At 62.9% G+C, this 24,099-nt stretch carries 13 protein-coding genes; 11 read left to right on the forward strand and 2 right to left on the reverse strand.

What is annotated here, in order from left to right; translation table 11 throughout:
* Positions 1 to 61 precede the first annotated feature (61 nt).
* Genes JQ507_34610 through JQ507_34650 form a run of 9 tightly spaced genes read left to right on the forward strand, consistent with a single transcriptional unit; the run spans position 62 to position 17,574 of the window.
* Complete coding sequence (locus JQ507_34610) at positions 62 to 304, forward strand: helix-turn-helix domain-containing protein (protein ID QRI69905.1); 243 nt, start codon at positions 62 to 64, stop codon at positions 302 to 304.
* A complete protein-coding gene (locus JQ507_34615) occupies positions 301 to 1,395 on the forward strand; it encodes a DNA cytosine methyltransferase (GenBank protein ID QRI69906.1) in 1,095 nt (364 codons plus the stop codon). Before JQ507_34610 ends, JQ507_34615 begins: the two co-directional genes overlap by 4 nt.
* Positions 1,367 to 1,792, forward strand: a complete 426-nt coding sequence (locus tag JQ507_34620; protein ID QRI69907.1) for a very short patch repair endonuclease — start codon at positions 1,367 to 1,369, stop codon at positions 1,790 to 1,792. Before JQ507_34615 ends, JQ507_34620 begins: the two co-directional genes overlap by 29 nt.
* Positions 1,792 to 4,911: a DEAD/DEAH box helicase gene (locus JQ507_34625; GenBank protein ID QRI73640.1), complete on the forward strand. Its 3,120-nt coding sequence runs from the start codon at positions 1,792 to 1,794 to the stop codon at positions 4,909 to 4,911. The genes JQ507_34620 and JQ507_34625 overlap by 1 nt, the downstream gene beginning before the upstream one ends.
* Positions 4,908 to 9,017 carry a hypothetical protein gene (locus JQ507_34630; GenBank protein QRI69908.1) on the forward strand — a complete coding sequence of 1,370 codons (4,110 nt, stop codon included), beginning with the start codon at positions 4,908 to 4,910 and terminating at the stop codon, positions 9,015 to 9,017. The genes JQ507_34625 and JQ507_34630 overlap by 4 nt, the downstream gene beginning before the upstream one ends.
* Complete coding sequence (locus JQ507_34635) at positions 9,010 to 10,959, forward strand: ATP-binding protein (protein QRI69909.1); 1,950 nt, start codon at positions 9,010 to 9,012, stop codon at positions 10,957 to 10,959. The genes JQ507_34630 and JQ507_34635 overlap by 8 nt, the downstream gene beginning before the upstream one ends.
* A 59-nt stretch (positions 10,960 to 11,018) precedes the next feature.
* Positions 11,019 to 14,975: a helicase gene (locus JQ507_34640; protein QRI73641.1), complete on the forward strand. Its 3,957-nt coding sequence runs from the start codon at positions 11,019 to 11,021 to the stop codon at positions 14,973 to 14,975.
* Positions 14,972 to 16,813, forward strand: coding sequence for a DUF1998 domain-containing protein (locus JQ507_34645; protein ID QRI69910.1), 1,842 nt, complete (start codon positions 14,972 to 14,974; stop codon positions 16,811 to 16,813). The genes JQ507_34640 and JQ507_34645 overlap by 4 nt, the downstream gene beginning before the upstream one ends.
* Positions 16,813 to 17,574: a hypothetical protein gene (locus tag JQ507_34650; protein ID QRI69911.1), complete on the forward strand. Its 762-nt coding sequence runs from the start codon at positions 16,813 to 16,815 to the stop codon at positions 17,572 to 17,574. The genes JQ507_34645 and JQ507_34650 overlap by 1 nt, the downstream gene beginning before the upstream one ends.
* A gap of 465 nt (positions 17,575 to 18,039) precedes the next feature.
* Here JQ507_34650 and JQ507_34655 read toward each other — a convergent pair whose 3' ends face one another.
* Positions 18,040 to 19,197 carry an IS110 family transposase gene (locus JQ507_34655; GenBank protein QRI69912.1) on the reverse strand — a complete coding sequence of 386 codons (1,158 nt, stop codon included), beginning with the start codon at positions 19,195 to 19,197 and terminating at the stop codon, positions 18,040 to 18,042.
* A gap of 223 nt (positions 19,198 to 19,420) precedes the next feature.
* On the opposite strand from JQ507_34655, the gene JQ507_34660 reads away from it, so the two are divergent.
* Positions 19,421 to 20,371 carry a DUF1738 domain-containing protein gene (locus tag JQ507_34660; GenBank protein QRI69913.1) on the forward strand — a complete coding sequence of 317 codons (951 nt, stop codon included), beginning with the start codon at positions 19,421 to 19,423 and terminating at the stop codon, positions 20,369 to 20,371.
* A 4-nt stretch (positions 20,372 to 20,375) separates the two neighbouring features.
* Here JQ507_34660 and JQ507_34665 read toward each other — a convergent pair whose 3' ends face one another.
* Complete coding sequence (locus tag JQ507_34665; protein ID QRI69914.1) at positions 20,376 to 21,629, reverse strand: hypothetical protein; 1,254 nt, start codon at positions 21,627 to 21,629, stop codon at positions 20,376 to 20,378.
* Between the two features lie 227 nt (positions 21,630 to 21,856).
* On the opposite strand from JQ507_34665, the gene JQ507_34670 reads away from it, so the two are divergent.
* Positions 21,857 to 23,998 (forward strand): ParB N-terminal domain-containing protein, encoded by a 2,142-nt coding sequence (locus JQ507_34670; GenBank protein QRI73642.1) that lies wholly within the window; start codon positions 21,857 to 21,859, stop codon positions 23,996 to 23,998.
* Positions 23,999 to 24,099: the final 101 nt, after the last annotated feature.

Consider the following 24,099-nt stretch of genomic DNA (forward strand, 5'->3'; position numbering starts at 1 on the left):
ACTCAGCCCAGTTTCGGTGGAATAATTCTGCCGTCTGCGTCGGCGGAAGAAAGGGCGATTCATGTCCGATCGCTGGATGTCCGTCGAGGAGATCGCCGGCTATCTGGGAGTGAGCAAAGACACGATCTACGGCTGGATAACCAAGAGGGACATGCCGGCCCACAAGGTCGGAAGGCTTTGGAAGTTCAAGTCGGACGAGGTCGATTCATGGGTGAGGGCCGGTAAAGCATCCGACGAGGGCGATGAACATGCGGTGAGTGATGCAAACGGTCGGGAAAAGCGCGCCACGAAGGGGAAGCAATGAGTAGAGTGGCGTGCATCGACCTGTTTTGTGGCGCGGGCGGTCTGACGCATGGCCTGATCCAAGCCGGCATCCCGGTCGTCGCGGGCATCGATGTCGACGCGGCTTGCCGCTACCCGTTCGAAACCAACAACAGCGCGCGCTTCATCGCCAAGGACATCAAGAACGTAAAACCGGCGGACCTTAAGAAGCTCTATGGTGATGCCGAGATCCGGATTTTGGCCGGTTGCGCGCCCTGTCAGCCATTCTCGACCTATTCCCAACGCTACGACACGTTGACGAGTCCGCGCTGGCCCCTGCTGTACCAGTTCGCGCGCCTCATAAAATCGGTCCGTCCGGACGTCGTGACCATGGAAAACGTGCCTCTGGTCGAAAGGCACGCAGTGTTCGACGACTTCGTCGCCACTCTGCGTAGGCTAGGCTACAGCGTCTGGCAGGGTGTCGTCGATTGCACTCAATATGGCTTGCCGCAGACCAGGCGGCGGATGGTCATTTTGGCGAGCGCGATCGGCCCGATTGAACTGATCGCGCCGACGCACGAGAAGCCGCGGACCGTCAAAGATGCGATCGGAAAACTACCCGTCATCGAAGCCGGAAGCGCTCACAAAAGCGACGCCTTCCATATGTCGTCCAGGCTTTCGGATCTGAACCTGGAGCGCATCCGTGCGTCCCGCCCTGGCGGAACGTGGCGTGACTGGCCCAAACGGCTGGTCGCAGACTGCCATCGCAAGGAAACCGGCCGCACCTATCCCGGCGTCTACGGGCGCATGACGTGGAGCGACCCGGCTCCGACGATCACGACGCAGTTCTACGGCTTCGGCAACGGTCGCTTCGGTCATCCTGAACAGGATCGAGGTATCTCCTTGCGAGAGGGCGCCATCCTGCAGGGGTTCCCTAAGGACTATGCCTTCGTGCCGGAGGGTGGCCCCACCCATTTCAAGGTTCTCGGCCGAATGATCGGCAATGCTGTGCCAGTCGTCCTCGGCGAGGCGATCGGGCAGAGCATTTCGGCTCACCTCGGCATTGAGGCCGATCGGGAGGGGCAGAAGCAGGGAGGCATCGCGGATGTCGCGCGTAAGCCCCTCGTCGCATGAAGCGAGCCTCCGAATGGCTCGAGTGCGGCAGAAGGGCACCGACGCCGAACTCTTCTTACGCAAAGCTCTGCACGCCAGAGGGCTGCGCTATCGCTTGCACGTCCCGCTGCTGACGAAGCCGCGTCGAGTCGCAGACATCGTTTTCTCGAGTGCCCGGGTCGCCATCTTCGTCGATGGTTGCTTCTGGCACGGTTGCCCTGAACACGCCTCCTGGCCGAAGAGCAACGCGCAATTCTGGCGCGACAAGATCGAAACCAACCGCGCCCGAGACGCGGACACCGATCGACGCCTCCGAGCTTCGGGTTGGCGGGTCGTCCGTGTTTGGTCCCACGAAAGCGCCGATGACGCGGCCGAACGCATCGAAGACATCATTCGTGCTGGGGGGAGAGTGCAGTGATTGTCAGGGGGGCTGGCAGCACGGCCGCACAGATAGCGCATCACACCATCCCCGAGCCCGGCCAGTTGGTGGAAGCTCGCCGGCGTCAATGGATCGTTTCAGAGGTGGACGACGGCTCGGTCGCCCCTGGTCTGCCCAAGCGCCACCTCATTCGATTGGCTTCGATCGACGAGGATGCCCTCGGCGAGGAAATCGAGGTTTTGTGGGAATTGGAACCCGGCGCCCATGTCATTGAGCGCGCCGGCCTGCCGCGAATAACGGGTTTGGACGATCCCGACACCCTGCAAGCGTTTCTCGACGCCGTCCAATGGGGAGCGGCTACCAACGCAGACAGGGCGTACCTGCAAGCCCCCTTTCGTAGTGGCGTCAGTATCGAGGATTTCCAGCTCGACCCGCTGGTGCGAGCGATCGACATGGCTCGTACCAGCCTGCTCATCGCCGACGACGTCGGCCTCGGCAAGACGATCGAATCCGGTCTCGTTGTCCAGGAGATGCTCCTCCGTCACCGCGCGCGTACCGTGCTGGTGTTGTGCCCAGCGTCGCTGCAAGAAAAGTGGCGCACGGAGATGCAGGAAAAATTCGGCCTCGATTTTCGGATCGTGGATACCGAGTTCGTCAAACATCTGCGACGCGAGCGAGGGCTGCACGCCAACCCGTGGACGTCGTTCCCTCTCCTGATCACCTCGATGGATTGGGCGAAGCAGGGTGAAGGCCTGCGCCTGTTTCGTGATGCCTTGCCGCCCTCGGTCACACATCCCCGCAAATTCGATCTCTTGGTGATCGACGAGGCCCACAACGTCGCGCCGACGGTCGGGCACTATGCGGTCGAGAGCTTTCGGACGCGGCTGGTCCGCCTTCTCGCACCGCATTTCCAGCACAAGCTGTTCCTGACCGCCACGCCGCACGACGGCTATACCGAATCGTTCACCGCTCTACTCGAACTCCTCGACGATCAACGGTTCGCCAGAAACGTCCTGCCGAGCGAGCCCCAGCGCGCCCGGGTCATGGTGCGGCGGCTGAAGAGCGACCTCGTCGACGCGAACGGCAATCGACTCTATCCGGTACGGCGCCTCGAAGCCCTCGGCGTCAACTATGCCGCAGACGAGCGAGACATCCGTCATCTGCTCGGGGACTACATATCCAGCCGGGAGCGGGGGGAAAGGGGCGCACGAGCCGTCGATCGCTTCGTCCATCAATTGCTGCGCAAGCGCCTGTCGTCGTCACCCGCGGCGTTCGCGACCACGCTGGAGCGGCACGTCGCGACAATCGAGGGACGCGTCGCGGCCGATCGCGGCCAACGAAAGTTGGATGAGCGTCTCCTCCGCCGGGCCATCTCGAAGGCGGAGGAAGACTACGCCGACGATGCCCAGCGCGAGATGGCGGAAGACGAGGCGATCGGCGAAGCCAGCAAGCACGTCCGCCCGCCCGACGAACAAGAAAGGCTGATGCTCCAGCGCTTGCGATCCTGGGCCCAGCAAGCCTCACGTAAAGAGGACTCCAAGGCTCGCGCCATACTGGAATGGCTCGCCAAGCACCTCCAAGTCGATGGCCAGTGGACGGACGAGCGGGTCATACTTTTCACCGAATACCGAACGACGCAGCAGTGGATGCACCAGATCCTCGCTGGTCACGGGTTCGGTGGCGAGCGCCTGGCGTTGATCTATGGCGGGATGGATCACGACGAACGCGAAACTGTAAAGGCCGCGTTCCAGGCCAGCCCCAAAGAATCGCCGGTCAGAATCCTCCTGGCGACCGATGCCGCCTCGGAAGGCATCGACCTCCAAAACCACTGCCATCTCATGATCCACTTGGAGATCCCATACAATCCCAACGTGATGGAGCAGCGGAACGGCCGCATCGACCGGCACGGTCAGCGCTCCAGCGAGGTGGTCATTTGGCACCCGGTCGACGACGAGGGAGACCACGGCGAGGACATTCTGCGTGCCCTGCGCAAGCTCGATGCCATGCGGGCCGACATGGGCAGCGTCAATCCGGTCATCGCCCCTCAGTTGCCGGACCTGATCGAGGGGCGCCGGCGCGACCTGGATACCCGGCTCGCCGAAGCCCGCATGGAAAAGTCTCGCCGCTTCGTCAGAGCGGAGCGCGATCTCCGGGAACGCATCGCGAAACTGCATGAACGTCTCGCCGAGACCAAACGAGAGCAAAATCTCGCGCCCGACCATGTCGAAAGGTCGGTGAGGACGGCTCTGCGCTTATCGGACAAACCGGACCTGGAGCCCGTTTCCCTGCCGGGGGCCCTCGATGGATCCGCCTTCAGGATGCCGGCGCTGTCGGGTTCATGGTCGCGATGCCTCGAAGGTCTCGAGCATCCCTATACGAAGAAGGTTCGACCGATCACCTTCGATCACGACGTGGCGAAGGGGCGTGACGACGTCGTTCTGGTGCATCTCAATCACCGCCTCGTTCAGATGAGTCTGCGCCTGCTCCGCGCCGAGATCTGGGCACGCGACGACGTAAAGAAGATCCATCGCGTCACCGCCCGGTCGCTTCCCGACGGTCGCTTGGAAGCTCCGACCATCGTCGTCGTTTCCCGCTTGGTCATCACTGGCGGAAGCCACCATCGCCTGCACGAGGAACTCACTGAGGCCGGCGGCTATCTGCGCGACGCGGGATTCCGCCGCGAGGAACGCGTCTCAGAATTGCGTCGGTGGCTACAGGACTCCAAACCAGCGGTGCTGCCGGACACGACCTTCGCGGCGCTGCGCACCCGCTTCGATAAGCAGCGCGATTCCGTACTGGCCGCGGTCGACGCGCGCTCCAAGGACCGCCTGCGCTTCCTGTCCAATTCGATCGACGCCCGTAAGGAACGAGAGAGCGACGACATCCGACAGGTCCTCGACGATCTCGACAAGGCCCTGCGGACCGAACTCGTCGCCGACCGCGAGCCGCAACAGCTCTCGCTCTTCTCCGAAGATGAGCGCACCCAGCTACGACGCGATCATGCCGCCCTGGAAGCACGCCTCGCCCGCATTCCGCTGGAGCGAGAGCAGGAGGTGCGCGCCATCGAGAACCGATATTCCAATGTCCGGGATCACACCTTCCCCGTCGCGGTCATCCTGCTTGTGCCCGAGTCCTTGACGAAGGGGCAGCCTCGATGAGCACCAACCACGACTGGCTCAACCTCATCGAGGTGTCGGGACCGTTCCTCGCGGTGCCGGTTCTGCGGGAGGTGCTTCCCCAAGGATTGGAAGCCCTGACCTCCGGCCGCCCGCAACGTCTGCGTGCCACCTATGACGAATGGCGTGATACCGTCGATGCGGACGATGCTGACCTGCCGGCGATCCATGCGGCATGGATCGACGAGGTTCTCCAGAGCGCCCTGGAGGTGGACGATCAGGTTTTGCGCCGGGCGGCGACTTTGCCGGAGCGGCTAAAGGTGTCGTTGCCCGAGCACGGGGTCACGATCGCGCCCGACCTGGCGATCGTCAATCCGACCCAGGGCGACGCCCCGCTCTTGCCCGTCCAGCTCTACGATCCCGACACCGATCTCGACGCCACCCGGAATTACGACGGGCTGGCCACGACACCGGGCGACCGCATGGTGGTGCTGCTTCGCGCCGTCGGTTGCCCGGTCGGCCTCGTGACCAACGGCGAGCGCTGGATGCTCGTTCATGCGCCGACCGGCGCTGTGGCGAGCTTCGCCAGTTGGTATGCCCGCCTCTGGGGCCAGGAGCCCGAAACACTCCGCGCCTTCGTCAGCCTGCTCGGAGTTCGTCGGTTCTTCGGCCCCGAAGCCGAAAGGCTTCCGGCGCTGTTCGAGCGGTCGCTGAAGCATCAAGACGACGTGACCGACGCACTTGGCGAACAGGTCCGTCGCGCGGTGGAAGTGCTGGTCCAGTCCCTCGACCGCGCCGACCAAGACCGCAATCGGGATCTGTTGCACGACGTCGATCCGAAGGAACTCTACGAAGCTGGCCTCACGGTCATGATGCGGCTCGTTTTCCTTCTGGCGGCGGAAGAGCGCGGCCTGCTCTTGCTCGGCGATCCCCGCTACGATGCCTTCTATGCGCTCTCCAGCCTGCGTATGCAGTTGCGCGCCGACACCGAGGAAATACTCGAACGCCGCCGCTCGGCATGGTCACGGCTGCTCGCGTTGTTCCGTGGCGTCTATGGCGGCATCGACCATCCGCTGCTGCGGCTGCCGGCGATGGGCGGTTCGCTCTTCGACCCGGATCGCTACCCCTTCCTCGAAGGCCGCAAGAAGGGCACGAACTGGCGGAGCGATCCCGCCGAGCCCCTGCCGATCGACGACCGGACGGTTCTGCTCCTGCTGGAGGCGATCCAGACCTTCGAGGGGCGCACGCTTTCCTACCGCGCGCTCGACGTGGAACAGATCGGCCATGTCTATGAAGGTCTCCTCGAACGCACGGTCCAGCGCGTCGATGACGTGACTCTGGAACTCGAAGGGGCGGCCAAGGCCAAGAATGCGCGTGTCGCACTGGGCGAGATCGAGTCCGCTCGCCTCGACGGCGCCGCCAGAATCGTCGAACTCTTGAAGGAGCGGAGCGAGCGCTCTGAGCCCGCCATTCGCAACACCATCGGCCGCGAGCCGGACGAGCGCGTGGCGGCGCGGTTGCTCACCATCTGCCGTGGCGACGTGGCGCTGCGTGACCGCATCCTGCCTTATGCCGAACTCCTGCGGACGGACCCGTGGGGATACCCTCTGGTGCATCACGCCGGCGCTTTCGTCGTCGTCCTCGGCGCCGACCGGCGCGAGAGCGGGACGCACTACACGCCCAAGAGCCTGACCGAAAAGATCGTCGAGGAGACCCTGACCCCAATCGTCTATCGCGGCCCGGCCGAGGGCGCAGCGCGCGAGGATTGGAAGCTCAAGAGCGCCGACGAACTCCTCGACCTCAAGGTCTGCGATCCCGCGATGGGATCGGGTGCGTTCCTCGTGCAGGCTTGCCGCTGGCTCGCCGACCGGCTGGTCGAAGCCTGGTCCAACATGGAATCGGCGGGCGGCCGGATCGACGACGAAGGCCGCATCCGCACCGCCGATGACACGACCGGGTTCGAACCATTGTCGCGCGACACCGAGGAACGTGCCATCTTGGCGCGTCGCCTGATCGCCGAGCGTTGCCTCTACGGCGTCGACAAGAACCCGCTCGCGGTCGAACTCGCCAAGCTGTCGCTCTGGCTGACCACGCTCGCCAAGGGGCGGCCTTTCGGCTTCCTCGATCACAACCTGCGGAGCGGCGACAGCCTGCTCGGCATTCACGATCTCAGCCAGCTCATCGAGCTGGACATGAAGCCGACAGGCAAGGCGCAGCTTCGCCTTTTCGGCCGGACCATCAGGTCGGCCGTCGACAAGGCGCTCGCGCTCCGCAGCCAGCTTCGCTCGATCCCCATCCGAGACATCGGCGATGTCGAGGCGATGGCCGCGCTCGACGCTCAATCACGCAATGAACTCGCCCTGCCGGAACTGATCGCCGATGCTCTCGTCGGCATTGTCCTCGCCGATGACCGAGCCGTGAGAATTACGGCGCTGGCGACCGTGGCTGACGAGGCCTCGGGCGGCGATGCGGATGCGCGGACTCGCTTGCTGCGGCAAAGTTGGGCCGACCTCGCAAGCGATACCTCTGACGGCGTTACCCGCCGGCCACTTCATTGGCCGCTCGAATTCCCGGAGGTCTTCTTGCGGGACAATGGTGGGTTCGACGCCTTTGTCGGCAATCCGCCATTCCTGGGTGGACAGCGGATCACCGGCGTCGCTGGCGTCATCTACCGAAATTGGTTGGTCGAACACATTGCCGAAGGTCGGCGTGGGTCCGCTGATCTCGTGGCCTACTTTTTCCTGCGTGCTTACTCACTTCTACGGGAAGGCGGTAATTTCGGACTTCTTGCTGTCAACACGATTGCAGAGGGAGACACTCGGCAAGTCGGCTTGGAAGCTATGTTGCAGACTGGCGCGATCATCCGCGCCGCTTACCCAAACGAGCCTTGGCCCGGAGTGGCTGCCGTAGTTACCAGCCGTGTGCATATCTGCAAAGGACCATGGCATGGCATTCGAATGCTTGCGGGCGTGCCGGTAAGTTTGATCTCTCCCTTCTTGTCTGATCGAGAAGAGTGGTCGCCGCAGGAGCTGGACGAAAATGCGGGTATTTCGTTCATAGCCTCATACATACTGGGTCTTGGATTCACATTAAGCGAATCCGAAGCCAAGAATATGATCAATGCAAATCAGCGAAATGCAGAAGTCATTTTTCCCTATTTGAATGGGAAAGATCTAAATTCAAGCCCCACACAAAGCGCGAGCCGCTACGTTATAAATTTCTGGGATTGGCCCGAAGAATTGGCCAAGAGCTATGAAGAGCCCTACGAGTGGGTAAAGAACAACGTCCGGCCGGAACGGCAGCGTACAAAGAAAGACGGAACTTACGTCTTACGCAAACCGCTCCCGCAGAGATGGTGGCAGTACGCTGAAAAACGACCCGCATTGTACCACGCCATAGGCCGCGGAGATCAATTTTTATCTCATCCTGACGGTTGGCAACCGGACACAATTAGATTCGATTGCGTTTTGGGAATCACACGAGTTTCTAAATTTTTGAATGTTGCCTTCATCCCAAACAATCAAATATTTACACTCGACGTAATCATCTTCGCACTTAACGGATACGACGATTTTTGTCTCTTGCAATCTAATGTTCACGAAGCGTGGACCAGAAAGCAGGGGTCCACCCAAGAAACACGGATGCGGTACACACCATCAGATTGCTTTGAGAAAATGCCTTTACCATCTCACAGGGATAATGAGTTATCCAAGATTGGAAAGTCGTACTCCGAACTTCGGATAAAAATTAGCACAGAACGATCAATCGGCCTGACACAGCTTTACAATTTATTTCACAGCACAAAATCCACTATCCAGGACATTGTCACACTTCGTTATTTACACGAGAAAATGGATATTGCGGTCTGCCGCAGTTACGGATGGACAGATATTGAATTGGGTCATGACTTCCATGAAGTAGCTTCTCTGCCAGAGAACGACCGAACCCGCTTCACGATCTCCGAGTCGGCGCGTCTCGAATTGTTGAGGCGTTTGTCCGACCTGAATCGTCAGCGCTACCAAAAGGAAGTCGAAGCGGGCCTGCACAAGGCAGCCAAGAAGCAAGCACCCAGCAAGAAGCGAACTGACCAAGACGATGGCGATCTCTTCAACGCTGACGCCGCCGATACGGAGACCGTCGATGACTGACACCTACAAGATGACGGTCGATCTCAATGTGCTCGATCACCTCGGGATCAACCTCTATAGCAACATCGCTGCCGTCCTGACCGAAGCCGTCGCGAACGCCTGGGATGCGGATGCCGAGAAGGTGGACATCCGGATCGACCCTGACGGCAAGTGGATCGAGATCGCCGATGATGGCATGGGCATGTCAGTCGCCGACATGAACGACAAGTACCTGCGCGTCGGCTACCGGCGCCGAGAGGAGGTCAGCGGCCGCGTGACGCCCAAGGGGCGGCCGGTCATGGGCAGGAAGGGGTTGGGTAAGCTCTCGCTCTTCTCGATCGCCGACACCATCGAGGTGCATTCGGCGAAGGACGGCGGAGCGCATGGCCTGCGGATGACGGTCTCGGGCATCCACGATTCCGTCCGCGATCAGAAGCCCTTCTACAGCCCGGAACCGCTGGCGGCTGGAGAGGTCACCGTCATGAAGGGGACGAAGATCATCCTCAAGGACGTCAAGCGGCAGCGTCTCGGGCCGGGAGCTACGGCCCTCCGCAAGCGCCTGGCGAGGCGGTTCTCGGTCGTGGGGGACGTTCATGGCTTCAAGGTCGAGATCGACGGCCAACCGATCACCGCCGCCGATCGCGGCGATCTCGCCACGGTCCAGTTTCTCTGGACGTTCGGCACCGAAAAGCCCGACCTGACGGCATCCTCTCAGCTCAAAGAGAAGGAGGCTCTCTCCGATCGCTTCGATGGCTGGGATGCGACATGGCGCGTGAAGGGCTGGATCGGCACGGCCAGAAAGCCGAAAGACCTGGAAAGCACCGAAGCCGGTAACATGAACGGCATCGTCGTGTTCGCTCGCGGGCGGCTGTTCCATGAGAACATCCTCGACAAGCTGAACGACGCCAGGATCTACACCAAATACCTCACGGGACAGATCGAGGCCGATTTCCTGGACATCGACGACAAGCCCGATATCGCTACCAGCGACCGTCAGCGCGTGCAGGAGGACGACGAACGATACCAGCAACTACTCGCGTTCCTGCGCTCGCGGCTCACTCAGGTCGAGAGCCGCTGGAACGAATGGCGGCGGAAGCACGAAATCGAGAAGGCGAAGGAAACCTCGCCCGCCCTCGCCGAATGGCTCGATGGACTGCCAGAAGGCTTCCGCAAGAGCGCCGAGGAGCTGATCGCGAAGCTCAGCGCCCTACCGATCGACGATGAAGACGATCGCAAAGTCCTCTATCGGCACGGTATCCTGGCGTTCGAGCGCATGAAGTTGCGCGGATCGACCGACGAGTTCATCGCGAGCATCGCCAGCGTGGACAAGCTGCTCACGCTGCTCGCAGACCGCGATTCCCTCGAGGCTTCGCTGTATCGAGACATCGTGCGGTCCAGGCTCGGAGCAATCCAGGAGTTTCAGAAGATCGTCGATGAGGACGCCAAGGAGAAGGTCCTCCAGAAATATCTCTTCGACCATCTCTGGTTGCTCGATCCGGCGTGGGAGCGTGCCTCCGGCAGTGAACTCATGGAAAAGCGCCTCGTCACGGAGGGCGTTATCGTCGAGGACTTCAACGAGAAAGAGAAGCTCGGCCGGGTCGACATCGCCTATCGTACCTACGCCGGAAAGCACATCATCGTCGAACTCAAGAAGGCCGGTCGGGTGATGAAGCTCCTCGAATTGCAGGAGCAAGGCCAGCGCTACGTCGATACGCTGCGAAAGATCTTGTTACAGCAAGGGGATTCGTCACCGAACATCGAAGTCGTGTTCGTTCTCGGCAAGTCGATCGAGGAAGAGAAGGCGAACCCGGATCGCCTCAAATCGTCCATGGCGGCTATTTCCCCCGGAAGCCGCATCGCCCACTACGACACACTCATCCGGGGCGCTCAGGAGGCCTACGAGCAATATCTCAAGGCCAGCAAAGAGCTGGATCGCCTTGAGAAACTGGTGAACCAGATATGAGCGAATCCAGCCCGCCGGAGAACGGCGCGACAGAACAGGTCCCGGCCCATGCCGCGTGGATGGCCGTCGACACGACGGTTAGTGCGGGACAGCACGATTTCGTCTTCTCGTGTGTGGGAGGACCGAATCTGTTTTTGAGCATCGCGGCCGGTGACTGGCTGCTTCTCTTCGATCCCGCTCAGTCCATCACTCGGGTTGGACGGCTCCTTCGTGTTCGATCGACCGAGACCGAAACCTCGTTCTATTTCGACAAGCTCCATACCGTCGCTTCACCCGCACTCTTGAGCGGGTTGGGTCTCACCATCCCGGCAGGGCCGATCGGTCGTCTCTCTTGGGATGATTTCCTGCGCGCGGCGCAGTCGGTCGGTATTTCCGACATCGAAGCCGTGCCGCTCATCCAGAACGTCGTCTATGTGCGCGATCTGCTCGAAGTAGCCGTTCGTGACGATCTACTCGGTCCCGCCGGTGGCCCGCACGAGCTGATCAAGGACATGAGCGTCCGCGACCGCTATCTGGTAGGGAAGCTCGCGCCACGTCGGCCAGGTGACGGCGAGACGACTCCAGTCGAGCCAGCGGCAGCCGCAGACGAGGTCGGCGACATTGAGGATGAGCGAGCGGCGCCCATCCACGAGCCCGGCGCCGAATTCGCGAGTGCTTCCGGCCGCGTGGAGCCAGAGGACGATGCTCTCGACGAGATCGACACGACGAACAATCAATCCCTCGTGCCGTCCAGCATGGGGTTCACCTTCTGCGTCGCGCCGGGCGAGGAGTCGCTCGCCGTCGATGTTCGCTGGGGACGCTACGAGCGTGTCCCGAGCGACGAGCACGAAGTCGTCAAAACCCGGAAGAACCGGGCGACCGGCAAGGAGGAGGAGACCAAGGTCAAGGTGTGGCGGCGCATCCCGTGCGGTGGTGTCGCGCCCTTGCTTCTGAACGACGGGCCGATAAGGCCCTCGACGCCCGACCGGGACCAGCCCGACGTCAGGCTGCAAGGCTCCGTCCGGACGAACGACCAGGGGGAGCGCCTCGTCACCCTGTTCCTCGTGAACGGTCAACTCGAGCCCGACGACAACAAGGACCGCGCCTGGCTGTTCCAGCCGGAGATCTCCGTGACCGCGCCGGAACCCGCTGCGGGGAAGGCGATCTTCAGGCGACGCCCATCCAACGAAATCGTTGTCGACGATCCGGAACGCGATCGCTTGGCGCTGATCTATCGCAATCGGTTGGAGTTCGCCGTCGGCCACGGCGTGTCGGTCCACTCCGACGCGATGCCGGAAGATTCCGGGAAGGCTTGGCGGGTCCGCACGGAGATCATTCCGCGCTACGAAATCGCCGTGACGGAGACGCCGGGCCTCGACTTCGGCGATCGCCCGGCGATGCGCCGGATGGTCGATGAAGGTTGGCTCGACATGAACCGCCTTGCTGAATTGGAACCGCAGGCGCTGCGCGATGCGCTGTCGTGCCTGGTCGACGACTACGCCGTATGGATCGAGGAGCAACGTGCGCGCCTGAAGAGCGAGATCACGGGTTTCGACGATCCGGGCCGGGACGTGATCGTCCGATGCGAAGAAACCCTGCGCCGTCTTCGGGAAGGGATGAACACGCTCTTTACCGACGATGCGGCGCTGACGGCCTTTCGCTTCGCCAACAGGTCCATGGCGCTACAGCGCGTGCGGAGCCTCTATGCCCTCAAGCGGAGACGGGGGGAGACCACTGATATCGCGCAGATCGACATTCCGAGGAACCGATCTTGGCGTCCCTTCCAGTTGGCCTTCCTCTTGTTGTCGGTGCCGTCGCTGGCCGACCCGGCGCATCCAGATCGAACGAAGCCCGTCGAGGCCTTCGCCGACCTGCTGTGGTTCCCGACGGGTGGCGGCAAGACCGAAGCCTATCTAGGTGTGGCCGCCTTCGCCATGGGGATGCGTCGGTTGAAGAGCGACCTCGGTGGGCTTGACGCCTCACGCGGCCTCGCCGTGATCATGCGATACACGCTGCGTCTGCTGACGCTCCAGCAATTCCAGCGCGCGGCCGCGCTGTTGTGCGCAATGGAGGTGATCCGTCGCGCGGACGAGAAGACCTGGGGCAAGGAACCCTTCTCACTGGGACTGTGGGTCGGCAACAAGGTGACGCCGGGCCGAACCGAAGACGCTCACCAGGCGATCGAAGCGTTGCGCAATGGTGATCGGAATCGTGCCGGCATCGCGTCGCCTGCGCAATTGACGAGCTGCCCATGGTGCGGCTCGGAGATCTCCGCTGGGCGCGACATCGAGGTCGACAGGGTTATCGGCCGGACTCTCATTCATTGCGGGGACAAGCTCGGCACCTGCGAATTCTCGCGGGCCGGCTCCAGCGGGCTCGCCCACCCCGGATTGCCGGTAAAGGTGGTCGACGAGGAGATCTACCATCGTCCTCCCACGATGATGATCGCTACCGTCGATAAGTTCGCCATGATGGCTTGGCGGCCAGAGGTCCGAACCCTCTTCGGTCGGGTCGATGAAGAATGCGAGCGCCACGGCTTGCTCTGGCCGGGGCACGATTGCGGTACGGGGCATCGCGCCCGCGGCGCTCATCCCCCGGCCAAGGTGAAACCCGTGCGAGCCGCTCTGCGGCCCCCCGATCTCATCATCCAGGACGAGTTCCACCTCATCAGCGGTCCCCTCGGCACCATGGTCGGCCTCTATGAAAGCGCCGTCGACGAGTTGAGCACCTGGCCTCTCGGCGATACGAAGGTTCGACCGAAGGTCGTGGCATCCACCGCGACCGTCCGGCGCGCCGAAGATCAAGTGCGCAACGTGTTCATGCGGCGCATTTCGGTCTTCCCGCCCTCCGGTCTCGACGTCGAGGATAACTTCTTCTCAGTCCAGCGGCCCATCGAAGAGAAGCCCGGCCGCCGCTACATGGGCATATGCGCGCCTGGCAGCTCTCGCCCTGCGGTGCTGATCCGAACGTACACGGCCTTCCTGACTGCGGCGCAGGCGCTCTTCGATCGTTTCGGTCCGGTCGCCGACCCTTACATGACGCTGGTCGGCTATTTCAATTCGCTGCGCGAATTGGGCGGAATGAAGCGCCTCGCCGAAGACGACGTCCAGACGCGATCCTTCCGCGTCAGCATGAGCCTCGTCGATCGGCCGGGCTTGTCGCAGCGGCGCGTAGACGACGTTCGCGAACTGACATCTCGTGTCTCTAGTCACGACATCCCGCGCTATCTCGATCAGCTCGAAATCCCCTTCAACGGGACGTTCGATCCCGCGGCGGGCAAATGGATCGAGAACCGGGCTCCGGGCGATCCGCGTCCGATCGACGTCGTCCTGGCCACCAACATGCTTTCGGTTGGGGTCGACGTGAATCGCCTCGGCGTGATGGTCGTCAACGGCCAGCCGAAGGGAACGGCCGAGTATATCCAGGCGACCAGCCGCGTCGGCCGCACGCCGCCGGGCTTGGTCGCCACCGTCCTCACCTGGGCGCGTCCGCGCGATCTCTCACACTATGAGACGTTCGAGCACTATCACGCGACCTTCTATCAGCACGTCGAAGCTCAATCCGTGACGCCATTCTCGCCGCGGGCATTGGACCGTGGCCTCACGGGCGCGATGCTGTCGATCATGCGAAACGCCTATGATCCCTTCGCGCCGAACACAGGGGCGGGCGCGATGAACAGCCCGAGTCGACCGGAGATGTTAACGACGATCGGTATCGTGGCCGAGCGGACGTGGGAAGTCACCGAGGATTCGGCAAAGAAATCGCTGACCGAACAGGAATTGAAGCAACGAGCAGATGATTGGGCCAAAGAGGCGGGCGTCGGTGGCCGCACGCTCGTTTATCAGAAGTATGGCGCAGGCCCGACGGCGTATCCTCTTTTGGAAGCACCAGGCGTGAAGCCGTGGACGGATTGGACCGTCCCGATGTCGATGCGTGAGGTCGAGCCCGGCGTGAGGCTGGTGATGGAGGATTCTCGCTCGACGAGCGACCCCATCTGGCGAGCCCGAGTCACCCCAACGGACGGGAGTGACGCATGAGCAAGACACCCGTAGGCGAAATCCGGCCGAGCCAGCTCCTGTGGACCTACGGCCCTGGCGCGCTGGTCGATCTGCCCAATTTATCGGTCGTCACGATGGGGATCGACCGTTGGGAAAAGGATAGATGCCAGCCCATCCAAGAGGCACGCCTGCTGGCGAACGTCCGCAGCGTTCTCGGGCCTCAAGTGGAATCGCTGCGTATGCCCCCGATCGGCGAGCGTGATGTCGTCGACCCGTTTTCTCCCGCAGCCCTGATCGGCGTTCCAGTGAAGCCGTTCCCGAGGTGGTTGCGTTGCGTGAAATGCGGGCTCCTTTCGCCGTTCGATGCCGGCTTATTCAAGCTGAAGGAAAACAGATACCGTCCGGAACTGACCCGTTTCGTCCATGAGGGCTGCCGGGGTTCGAACAACGATCAGCGAGCTCGTGACGCCGACGCCGTGCCGGCGCGCTTCCTGACGGCTTGTCGTGCCGGACATCTGGACGATTTCCCTTGGCACTGGTTCGTTCATGCTGGCCCCTCTGAATGTCGCGGCACCCTACGGTTCTTTGAAAGCGGTGCGTCGCTTCAAACCGAGAACCTCTGGGTCAAATGCGACGCCTGCGGCGCATCGAAGAACATGGCCCAGGCTTTCGGCCAGGCCGGCAGAGACAATTTGCCCGGGTGTCGCGGGAGGCATCCTCACATTGATCGTTTTGACGAAGATTGTGTCGAAGAACCTCGGGCGATTCTGCTCGGTGCGACAAACGGGTGGTTCCCGGTCACGTTGTCGGTACTCGCCATCCCCCAGACGGGTAGTCCCTTGGCGCAACTCGTCGGGGACGGCTGGACCTTCTTCGAGGACGTTTCGTCGGCCGGCGAAGTCGGTTTCGTCGTCAAAACGCTGAAGAAGACGGCGCAGCTCCCTGGCATCGAGCAATTCACCAGCGACCAGATTTGGTCCGCCATCGAAGCCCACAGGACGGGCGGCATGGATGTCGGCCAAAGCGACCTCAGAGAGCCGGAATGGCAGGTTCTGACGGCGGACGATCCGCCGACCGACTACCCGCATTTCATGAGCAAGAAGGTCGGGGTTCCGAAGGGCTTCGAAGCGGCTATCACACGCGTCTTGCTGTTGGAACGATTGCGCGAAGTGAATGCTCTGCTCGGCTTCACGCGCGTCGAGTCCCCCGATGAGGGATCGGGCGACGATGCCGCGCCGCGTGCTCCGCTGGGCCGTTCGGCGCCCGATTGGGTGCCGGCGACACAGGTTCATGGCGAGGGCATCTTCGTTCGCTTCGATGCCGACGCTCTGAAAGCATGGGCCGACCTGGATGCAGTCAAAGACGTCGATGCTCGCTTACGCACGGGGCATCGTGGGTGGCGCCAAAAGCGGAATCTCGATCCGAGACAAGGCTATCCGGGCGCGCGCTACGTATTGCTGCACACCCTGGCACACATGCTGATCAGAGAGCTGGCTCTCGAATGCGGATACAATGCCGCCAGTATTCGTGAACGGATCTACGCAGAAGTCGACGAGGCAAAAAATCAGGCCGGATTCCTCATCTACACGGCGGCGGCCGATTCCGATGGAACTCTCGGAGGATTGGTCGAACTAGGTAAACCTGAAAATCTCGGGCGGCTGCTGCGCCAGGCCCTGGATCGCGCCCACGTCTGCGCTTCCGATCCTCTGTGCTCCGAGCACGACCCCAGCAAGGATCAATCGCTGCACGGAGCGGCTTGTCATGCTTGTTCCTTCGTGTCGGAAACGTCTTGTGAACGAGGCAATCGGCATCTCGACCGCGCGTTGGTGGTCCCCACGCTCGAAAACCAAACCGCCGCATTTTTCCGGACCTCGTGATGGGATCGCTCTTGGATGCGGTCGCGGAGTTGGCGGCCCTACTTTCACCATCGAAGATCGAAGCGATCGCGTCACGACTGCGAGGCGCGTCCCCGTTGGCTCGGGAACAAGACCTACAGCAAATCGTCGGTACGCCGGTTGCCCGAGCGGCCTTGGGATCGTTCGTGACGGCGTGGCAGGATACTGCGTTGTCCGGAGACGTCGTGGCCGGAATGCTGTTGGCCGCGGCCCATACTCGGCAGCGGGTGCAACGAGATTCTAACGTCGAACTCGTCTGGACGGGGCCGACGACACCGTTCGTTGCGACCCGCCGCACTGAGCAGGTGCTCCTGGACCTCATTCAGCATGCGACGCGAGAACTCTTCATCGTGAGCTTCGTCGCCTACGACGTTCCGTCAGTCATAGTCGCGATCAACGCGGCCATCGAACGAGGGGTCGACACTCGCATCCTCGTCGAAGCGTCACTGACTCAAGGTGGCAGTTTGCTCGTCAATCCGGTTTCGACAATGAAAAACGCCGTTCCTTCAGCCAAATTGTATGTTTGGACCGATCGCCCGCATCCGTTCACCAATGGTCGGGTTCACGCGAAAGTGGCCGTTGCTGACGACAACGCTGCGTTCTTGACGAGCGCCAACCTTACTGGCCACGCGCTCGAAAAGAACATGGAAGCAGGAGTTCTGATCACAGGTGGCCATGTCCCTTCGAATTTGCGCAACCACCTGCACGCATTGATCGAGACGAAGGTCATCTGCCCGACTTGAAACGCCAATCGCCAATTCGACGGAGATTGGTCCATCCGGACGACAGCCGCTCTCCCGCGCGGATGGAATGTGTAGACCCGTCGGACCGATCGGCTGATTGGTAGTCGTCGCGCCGCCAATTGGTAGTCACCTGGAGGTTTCGATCCAATAGACCCTTGAGGGGAAAGCCTTGTATGGGGAATTCCTTGTCAAGGCTCGCTGGGCGGTCGTCCGATCTGAATCCGAGGGGAGCTCGCTGTCGGGCACGATAGTCGCACCGCAACCTTGTATTCGGTTGGCCTTGCGGGCCTGGACCATGAAGCAGCCATTCGCTTCGAGTGCGAGGCTCCGAGGCGGCGGGCACATTCTTCCCTCGGCATATTGGCCACGGCGTTCCTCGTGTCACCGCCACCTCGGATCTGATCGACGACGTCCGCGCCTGCGATCGCCGTCAAACTCTGTCGTTCCTGGGGGTCTGCGCCTCCCTCAAGCCGCGCGCAGGACTATGCCGTCCGGCACGGCGCCGGTGGTCACCAATCGCCAGAAGGCGATCAGCAGCTTGCGGGCCAGGGCGACGATCATCTTTTTGCGCCCTGTCGGCGCTGCCTCGGTTCGGAAGCGATACCAGGCCGCCAGACCGCTGCCCTTCTGGAACATCAGGAACCGCCAGGCCAACTGGATGAGGCCGCGGCGCACGCGGGCGTTGCCGGACTTGGCCAGGCCCTTCTCACGTCGTCGGGCGCCGCTCTCGTCCGGCGAGCCGGTCAGACCGGCGTAGCGCGCGACGGCCCGCCGATCGCGCAGCGGCCGCGACAGGACCTCCTGGACCAGCATGTCGGCGGTCTCAAGCCCGACGCCGACGACACGGGCCAGAAGCACAACCATGGCGTTGGACCGCGACTGCGGTGCTTGCTGTAGGCGGGCCAGCCGATCGCGCTCAATAGCCTCGATCTGCTCGCGCACTACGGCCAGGCGGGCGAGATCACGGCGGATCTCGTCCAGCGTGTTGGGCGGCAGGGCACTGCCCTCCGGCGTGACCAAGGTCTCCAGCTGCTTGGCCGCCCGACGCAGCGCCGGGTTAAAGCCGCGCACGCCGAGCCGAAGTAGGCCAGACTTGACGCTGTTGATGATCCGGGTCCGCTCGCCGACGAGGCTCTCGCGCTCGCGGCTTGGCCGCTTGGCGTCCTCCTCCTCGAGGCTTGGGATAGCGACCATGCTGCAGTGGCCGCGCTCGCCGCGCAGCCAGCCGAAGAACACCCGCATGAGCATGGCCGAGTCCAACCGGTCGGTCTTCGAGCGGCGATGCTCGCGCGACACTGCCACGCTAGTCGGATGGATGACGTGGGTTTCAATGCCTCGAGCCTGCAACCACCTGGCCAACCAGAACCCGTCGCGGCCGGCCTCGTAGGCAACGATCATCCGACCGATCTGTCGACCGGCGGCCTCGGCCTCGATCCGCCATCGCGTCAGCAACTGCCCCAGCGCCGCCGGATCGGGGTCCAGCTTCTTCAGCGGCCGGCGGGCGACGCCCGGTAATGTGCCGGCGACCAACCAGCTCGTGTTACTCAGCTCGATCACTGCGACCACTGCGGACTCTTGGTCAAAGGCCACAAGCGAGCGGCTCAGATCATCGACCGGCTTCATCGGGGGCGTCTCCGTGGGGGTGAAAGATGCGACGATGCTCTCAGATCTTCAGCACCGGCCCCATAGCTTCTTCCCCTGCGGCCGAGCCGAGGTCTCTGCCGACCCCTTCTGCGGGGCAGGCCGCCCCGCAACGCCCCGCCGAGAGTGAGAGTGCGGACGGGATTTGCCGTGACGGGTTGAGGGCTGGGAGAGAGGCTCCCGGCGCCCGTCGCGGAGACCCGCGATGTCCAAGCACCGCCACGAGGCCGGCCCTGGCCGCGCCAGCCTGTACGACGAGATCACCACAAAGATTATCAGCGAGTTGGAGGCTGGCTCCCTGCCTTGGGTCCAGCCCTGGGGAACGGCGGCGGCGAAGGCGCCGCTCGCCATGCCTAAGAATGCCGTTACCGGCAGACAGTATTCGGGGATTAACGTCTTGATCCTCTGGGGCGCCGTGATCGAGCACGGCTTCTCCGCCCAGAGTTGGCTTACCTTTCGCCAGGCGCTTGCGCTCGGCGGCAACGTGCGCAAGGGCGAACACGGCACCACCGTCGTCTATGCCGACCGCTTCACGCCCCAGGACGAAAAGCGGCGCGCCCGCGAGACCGGCGAGGAGGCGGCCGCGATCCCGTTCCTGAAGCGATTCACCGTCTTCAACGCTGCCCAATGCGAGAACCTGCCGGCCGAGATTGCTGCCGCTGCGCCACCGCCGCCACCGGACCTGATCGAACCGAGGGTCGAGGCGCTGATCCGGGCGACCGGCATCGACTTCCGCATCGGCGGCAACCGCGCCTTCTACGCGCCGGGCCCGGACTTCGTGATGGTGCCGCCGCCACAGGCCTATTTCGAGCCGATCAACTGGCACCGGACGGCCCTCCACGAAGTCGGCCACGCCAGCGGCCATTCCTCCCGCCTCAATCGCGACCTGACCGGGTCCTTCGGCACCAAGAAGTATGCGTTCGAAGAGTTGATCGCCGAGATGAACGCCGCCTTCTGCTGCGCCTCGCTCGGCATCATCCCGACCGTGCGCCATGCCGACTATATCGGCTCATGGCTCGAGGTGCTGCGCGAGGATAACCGCGCCATCGTGCGCGCGGCGTCGCAGGCGAGCAAGGCGGCTGACTGGATCCTGAGCTTTCTGCCCGATCACGACCGCGTCCTCGGCGAGGCTGATAGTGAACGAGCGGCGGCGTGACGGGTTAGCGCGGGGGCAGTTGGTTCGCCGCAACGATGGCGTCCGTGAGAACCTTCGACCGGTCCACCGCCGCCAGGTCATAGAAGTCGATGAGAAAATCTCTGAGGGCGGACGTCCACTCCGTCGCGTCGAAGCTGCCTAGTTGGAACGACCGGCAAAAGCTGTCCTTTCGGATCGGTCCCGCATATTCCCCCGAAGGAAATTCGACACTGGGCACAAGCAGGTGCTGATTCGTCAGGCCGACTGCTCCGAACTCGACGGTAAAGGGCGGGCGGAGCTTGAGTTCTCTCTCGTAAACAAGACGGTGGTTCTCCAAAGCCGCCACGAACGCCTTTTCCACGCCGATCGCCGCGACAAATGACGGGTTGCCCGTTCTGAACGGCTCTTCGCTCGCGCCCCAAAGTTCGCCGGTCTCGAAGATCTGGGTGAAGCTTGTAATACCGTCGCCATGTGGCTGGAGATTGATAGCGCCCCAGTCGTTGCGGTTGTGCGGGGACGTGATCACGCGCTGCAGCGGCATCAATCGCTGGGCGACCTCAATTGCCCGGCTCAAGCCGACACGTGGCTGATCCGCATAGGTCGGATAGAGCCGCAGAAAGATGGCCCGATTTCTTTTGAACCGCATCTCCTGCTCGCCGGGATAGCCGAAATTCACCAGCACATCGCCGGGCTGAAAGAAAAAGGCGGGCGGCCGGACCGGTGCGGTGGGCACAAACGGATTATCCGTGCGCGCTTTGCTGAGAATATTCTGGGCCATCAACCTCATGATGGCTTCAAACTTTTCGGAGAGGACCGCCCGGGCTGCACGCCGTGCTCCGTCGGGGCTAGCGGGCGGCAAATCATACTGGGTGGGATGGCGAACATGACCCAGGTCGAACGGCAGCTCAGTTGGCGCGCCATAATGTGTGTTCATGACCGGCATCATCGCCTCGAACGTCAGCGCGCGAAGCGCGTAGCCATATTCGGCCATGACGTTGGGGTTGGGGGTCAGCTTACCCGCGTCGGTTTGCGCGATGAAGGTCAGGTCCGGCACGAAAATGTCTGATGCGCCAATCTTTTTGAGGATCGTTTCAGTCACCGGGGGCGTGCCCAGGATGCCCTCCGTATCCGCATCGACCTTAATCTCAACCGCCAGGGCATCATCGTCATTGATGCGCTTGGCGGCTTCGTCGAGAGCGCGACGGATGAAGTGTCGATTTCCTTTCTGATCCCGGTCGCTCTGCCAAGCGTAGAAGACCGTGATGATCCGTTTTGCCATTACGCTTCATCCCCGACGAACGTGCCCTGACGCCATCTTAGCAATGGAGCGGCTCTTTAAGGGAGGTCCCGCGCGCCGCCTGTTCCTGCGGGCACCGGCGGCCGGGGGCTTCTACCGCGGCGCCAGGGCCCGCGCGGCGGTCCGAAAGGAAGAGGGCTGCGCCGGTCTTCGTGACGGGTTGGAAGCCGAGAGAGAGTCTCCCGGCGCCCGTCGCGGAGTACATCCCGATGGCTATCGCTGTTCAGAAGATCACCCTGTCGTCCTCGCGCGACATCCCCTTCAACAAGCTGGTTCTGTCCCAGTCCAACGTCCGGCGCGTGAAGGCCGGCGTCTCCATCGAGGAGCTGGCCGAGGACATCGCAAGGCGCACCCTGCTTCAGAGCCTCAACGTCCGGCCGGTTCTCGACGCCGAGGGCGCCGAGACCGGCATGTTCGAGATTCCGGCCGGCGGCCGCCGCTACCGGGCGCTCGAGCTGCTGGTGAAGCAGAAGCGGCTGGCGAAGACCGCGCCGGTTCCGTGCGTGGTCCGCGATCCTGGCACCGACATCCTCGGCGAGGACGATTCACTGGCCGAGAACATCCAGCGTGCGCCGTTGCATCCGCTCGACCAGTTCCGCGCCTTCCAGGCCCTGCGTGAGAAGGGGCGCTCCGAGGAAGACATCGCCGCTGCATTCTTCGTCGGCGTGAATGTCGTGAAGCAGCGCCTGCGCCTGGCGTCGGTCTCGCCGACCCTGCTCGACCTCTACGCCGAGGACGGCATGTCGCTGGAGCAGTTGATGGCGTTCACTGTCACGTCCGACCACACACGCCAAGAGCAGGTTTGGCAGGCCGTCTCCGGATCCTGGCAGAAGGAACCCTATCAGATCCGCCGCATGCTGACGGAGAAGACGGTGCGTGCCTCGGACCGCCGGGCAGTGTTCGTCGGTCTCGATGCCTACGAGGCGGCCGGTGGCGTAGTGCTGCGCGACTTGTTCCAGTCCGACGACGGCGGCTGGCTCGAAGACGTGGCGCTGCTCGATGGCCTCTTCACTGAGAAGCTGAAGACCGAGGCCGAGAAGATCGCGGCCGAAGGCTGGAAGTGGATCGAGGTCGCGGCCGACTTCCCCTATGGCCACACGCGCGGACTCCGCGCGTTGGAGGGAGTTGCCGCCGATCTTTCGCCCGAGGAACAGGCGACGATCGACGCGCTCAACGCCGAATATGCCAAGCTCGAAGCCGAGTATGACGGGGCAGACGAGCTGCCCGACGAGGTGGACGAACGGCTCGGCGAAATCGAAACGGCGCTCGCCGCCTTCGACGATCGTCCCGTCACTTTCGACCCCACCGACACCGCCCGTGCCGGCGTCTTCGTCAGCATCGATTCCGAAGGTGCTCTGTCCGTCGACCGTGGCTACGTCCGTCCCGAGGATGAGGCGCCCATCGTGGAGCCCGGACAGGAAGGCGATGATGAAACCGGCGCGGCAAGCCCAGATGGCGTGGAACCCGGCGCGCCGGTGATCCAGCGCGCGGTCATCACTATCGGCGGCCAAGTTTCCGAACCGGAGGACGAGGACGACGACGTGGTGAAGCCGCTGCCGGACCGCCTTGTGACCGAGCTGACTGCGGAACGGACGCTGGCGCTGCGCGACAAGCTCGCGACCACGCCGTCGGTCGCGTTCCAGGCGGTTCTGCACAAGTTCTGCCTGGATGTCTTCTCGCGCTACTTCGCCTCCGGCAGCGCCATGGAGGTCGCCATTCGCAGCGTCACCTTCCCGATCCAGGCGCAGGGTCTGAAGGATACGCCGACGGCCAAGACGATCTCCGAACGCCACAAAAGCTGGGAGGAACGGCTGCCGAAGGATCGAGCCGATCTCTGGGACTGGCTCACCACCCTGACCGGCGACGACCAGGCCGCCCTCTTCGCGCATTGCGCCTCGTTCGGGGTCAACGCGCTCTACGAGAAGGCCGACCGCTACGGTGCCGGCATTTCGTCCCACGGTGTCGAGCATCGCATCGGCGAGGCCAACCGCATCGCCCGGGCCGTCGGTCTCGACATGGTGGAGGCCGGATGGCGTCCGACCGTCGAGAACTATCTCGGCCGCGTGCCGAAGCGCCGCATCCTGGAAGCGGTTCGCGAAGGCGCAGGCGAGCGTGCCGCCCAGCTCATCGACCATCTGAAGAAGGGCGACATGGCCAAGGAGGCCGAGCGGCTTCTCGCCGACAGCTTCTGGCTGCCTGAGCCGCTGCGCACCGTCGACGACGACGCGCCGTCGGTCGATCAGGTCGGCGACGAAGGCGAGGCCGAGGCGCTGCCGGAATTCCTCGCCGGAGACGACGACGAGCCTTCAGAGCAAGCAGAAGACGAGCCGCAGACGATCGCGGCTGAGTAACCCGATCGCGCGGGGCGGTTTCGGCCGTCCCGCGCATCCTTTCCCCTCAACCAATCCGACAGCCCCGCCCACGCGCCGGGCGCTTTTGTTTCAGGAAACCA

Source organism: Bradyrhizobium sp. PSBB068, from assembly GCA_016839165.1.
Lineage (GTDB): Bacteria > Pseudomonadota > Alphaproteobacteria > Rhizobiales > Xanthobacteraceae > Bradyrhizobium.

Coding starts and splice junctions, on each gene's coding strand:
- JQ507_34610 (QRI69905.1), top strand. CDS start 62: ATGTCCGATCGCTGGATGTCCGTCGAGGAGATCGCCGGCTATCTGGGA.
- JQ507_34615 (QRI69906.1), top strand. CDS start 301: ATGAGTAGAGTGGCGTGCATCGACCTGTTTTGTGGCGCGGGCGGTCTG.
- JQ507_34620 (QRI69907.1), top strand. CDS start 1,367: ATGTCGCGCGTAAGCCCCTCGTCGCATGAAGCGAGCCTCCGAATGGCT.
- JQ507_34630 (QRI69908.1), top strand. CDS start 4,908: ATGAGCACCAACCACGACTGGCTCAACCTCATCGAGGTGTCGGGACCG.
- JQ507_34635 (QRI69909.1), top strand. CDS start 9,010: ATGACTGACACCTACAAGATGACGGTCGATCTCAATGTGCTCGATCAC.
- JQ507_34640 (QRI73641.1), top strand. CDS start 11,019: ATGGCCGTCGACACGACGGTTAGTGCGGGACAGCACGATTTCGTCTTC.
- JQ507_34645 (QRI69910.1), top strand. CDS start 14,972: ATGAGCAAGACACCCGTAGGCGAAATCCGGCCGAGCCAGCTCCTGTGG.
- JQ507_34650 (QRI69911.1), top strand. CDS start 16,813: ATGGGATCGCTCTTGGATGCGGTCGCGGAGTTGGCGGCCCTACTTTCA.
- JQ507_34655 (QRI69912.1), bottom strand. CDS start 19,197: ATGAAGCCGGTCGATGATCTGAGCCGCTCGCTTGTGGCCTTTGACCAA.
- JQ507_34660 (QRI69913.1), top strand. CDS start 19,421: ATGTCCAAGCACCGCCACGAGGCCGGCCCTGGCCGCGCCAGCCTGTAC.
- JQ507_34665 (QRI69914.1), bottom strand. CDS start 21,629: ATGGCAAAACGGATCATCACGGTCTTCTACGCTTGGCAGAGCGACCGG.
- JQ507_34670 (QRI73642.1), top strand. CDS start 21,857: ATGGCTATCGCTGTTCAGAAGATCACCCTGTCGTCCTCGCGCGACATC.